The sequence below is a fragment of the Cetobacterium sp. ZWU0022 genome (assembly GCF_000800875.1).
Lineage (GTDB): Bacteria > Fusobacteriota > Fusobacteriia > Fusobacteriales > Fusobacteriaceae > Cetobacterium_A.
Map to the genome: position 1 here is coordinate 1 of NZ_JRJZ01000067.1, position 2,834 is coordinate 2,834.

The 2,834-nt window shown below is 28.9% G+C and carries 2 protein-coding genes; one reads left to right on the forward strand and one right to left on the reverse strand.

All coding sequences use genetic code 11. The features are described 5' to 3' along the window. Nucleotides 1-91: 91 nt before the first annotated feature. Nucleotides 92-1,012, reverse strand: coding sequence for a replication initiation protein (locus L988_RS05790; protein WP_047382498.1), 921 nt, complete (start codon nucleotides 1,010-1,012; stop codon nucleotides 92-94). A 387-nt stretch (nucleotides 1,013-1,399) separates the two neighbouring features. Between L988_RS05790 and L988_RS05795 the strand changes: the two genes are divergently transcribed. Beyond that, a complete protein-coding gene (locus tag L988_RS05795) occupies nucleotides 1,400-2,581 on the forward strand; it encodes a PDDEXK nuclease domain-containing protein (RefSeq protein ID WP_197053944.1) in 1,182 nt (393 codons plus the stop codon). Nucleotides 2,582-2,834 lie beyond the last annotated feature (253 nt).

Sequence of the window (2,834 nt, forward strand, 5' to 3'; positions counted from 1 at the left end):
TATAAACTATAAATAGATATAATAATATTTTTGACAAAACTTCGTGGTAGTGAACCGAATCATCCTTAATAGACTACTTCTACTAAATTCTCTATTTCTTCAACACAGCCTTCAAGGTCTTTACATAAACGCTTGGAGATTTTCTCTTTTGTTCATTCAAAATCTCGTAGCCAATCCCTTGCTTTTGAAGAATCTCTCTCGCTTCTACTTCCTCTTCTAAAGTCAGTTCAAGCTTTTTCTTTTTAGTTGTCTCAGCTTCAAAAATAGAGAAATAAATCTCTATCTTTTCTATCTTTCTACGCCCCTTTCCCTTCACATCTTCAGGGAATCTATATATCTTTTTCTTTTCTAACTCAGCTTTAGCTTTTAAAATAATTTGTTGATTCATTTGACCTAATGTATATGCCTTAGGAACTTCTAACACATCACGAAATTGCTCTATCTCCATGATAAAATAACCAGTGCTTTCAAACTGTTTCAATAACATATACAATCTTTTAGCATATTTTCCATTTATCCCTTTTAACTCTGCATCTTCTAATAGCAGTATCTCCTGCTTTTTATGTTTTAACTCATTATCCCAATAGTCTAGCTCTTTAACTGTTAAAGGCTCCTTTTTCTTCGCTTTATCTATTATGTGGATATCATGTTTATAGAAAAGAAATGGAATAAATAGCGATGGTATCTCTATTTTCAGAGTCTCATCATCAATCTCCTGAGTTACAAAAACACTTCCAGATATCCCATAACCTTTTTCTTTGTCAATCTCATATCTTTTTGAAACCGTCAATCCACGAATAAACTCACTGAACTCCTCTTTTGTGTAGGGTCTAGTTGTTGAAGCTTCCCATATCTCACGTTTTTTTATTGTGATAACTCTCTCTTTTATCTCAAGGCCTTTATTCCATTTATTAAACTCTTTTAATAACCACCCAAAAGCGTTTACAAAGATCTCTTTTTCAAAATATATTGGCAATCTATTCAACTGTTTATTGAATCCAATTTTCCCCATTTTTCACCTCAAAATTATTATGATAATTCATTATAACATAATATGCTTAAAATATAAAAACATATTATAAATTTCACTACAATTTACATATTATATCCACTACAATTTGCATATTATAGCTACTACAATTTACATATTATATCACTACAATTTACACCTTATAATTTTATGCGACCCACTTTCGACCATTGATTTTGTTGGGCTAAAATGGGGTCGATTTTTCTCTAATAGTCTTTAATAGTCTTTAAGGGTATTTAAATAGTAAAAACTTTTAATAAAAAAAAGAACTAGATGGGAGACACCTAGTCCCCTATCATAGCTATACTCTAGATTATCTTTACAAGTTATAGTAAAATATAATAAATAAAATTCAAATAGGAGAACTAAATGGAATATATATCACTATTAGAAGAACTTAAAAATAAAATTAAAATCTCTCAAAATCGAGCAATTTTATCTGTTAATAAAGAACTTATATTTTTATATTATGAAATTGGAAAAATTATTCTTAAAAACCAATCACAAAAGGGATGGGGAAGTAAAATTATAGAAAATCTGGCGGAAGATTTAAGAAAAGAGTTTCCTAATATGAAAGGACTATCTCTTAGAAACCTTAGGTATATGAGGCTTTTTGCTGAAAGCTATTCGGCGGAAATTATGCAGGAGATACTTGCACAATTAAGTTGGTACCACAATCAGGCCCTATTAGATAAAGTTCCATTAGAAAAAAGAGAGTGGTATGCTAAAAAGGCTATTGAAAATGGTTGGTCACGTAATGTAATGGTCCACCAGATAGAAAGTAATCTTTATGAAAGAATGCTTTTAGAGGGAAAAACTCATAATTTTTCTCAAACTCTTCCAGATAAAAATAGTGAACTTGCTGCTGAAACATTAAAAGATCCATATATTTTTGATTTTCTTAATCTTTCTGAAAGTTATTTAGAAAAGGAACTTGAGGATTCTTTGGTTGAAAACATAACTAAATTTCTATTAGAATTAGGAAAAGGATTTGCCTATGTTGGAAGGCAATACCATTTAGAAGTTGGTGGTGAAGATTTTTATATAGATTTACTTTTTTATCACCTAAAGCTTCGTTCTTACATAGTTATTGAATTGAAAACCGGTAAATTTAAACCTGAATATGCTGGAAAAATGAATTTTTATCTATCTGCTGTAGATGATTTATTAAAGCATAAAGATGATAATAAAAGTATTGGAATAATTTTATGTAAGGATAAAAATACAACCATTGCAGAATATGCTTTAAGGGATAACTCTAAGCCAATAGGAGTTTCAGAATACAAATTATCTTTACCTGCTGAATTAGCTAAAGAACTTCCAACAGTTGAACAATTAACAAAACTAGGTAAAAATATAGAAAGTTTTAATAGATACGATAATCAAATCTTAGAATTTTTAGAAAAGAAAGAAACTGCAACAACAAAAGAGATTTCTGAAATTTTAAATTTAAGTGATAGAAGAGTAAGAGAGATTCTAAAAGATTTACAAAATAAAAACCTAATTAAAAAAATAGGTAAAGGCCCAGCTACTTGTTATACTTCAAAATAGAAGAAGTAGTTAAGAGAATTAAATATTCTAATTAGGGGTCCCATCAGGAAAACGCGGAATAACAACGTTAAGACCCTCAATTTCATTAAATTTTAAGTTTTTATGAAAATTTATCTTTTCACAAATCTACTTTATAACTTTTCCATTTGAAATACGCCGGAAAAAATAATTTTAATTATTACTTTCCCCTAATTTTAAAAGAGTTTTAATAAAAAAAATACGCCGGAAATATGCCGGCGTAAATTAAATATTA

Coding starts and splice junctions, on each gene's coding strand:
- L988_RS05795 (WP_197053944.1), top strand. CDS start 1,400: ATGGAATATATATCACTATTAGAAGAACTTAAAAATAAAATTAAAATC.
- L988_RS05790 (WP_047382498.1), bottom strand. CDS start 1,012: ATGGGGAAAATTGGATTCAATAAACAGTTGAATAGATTGCCAATATAT.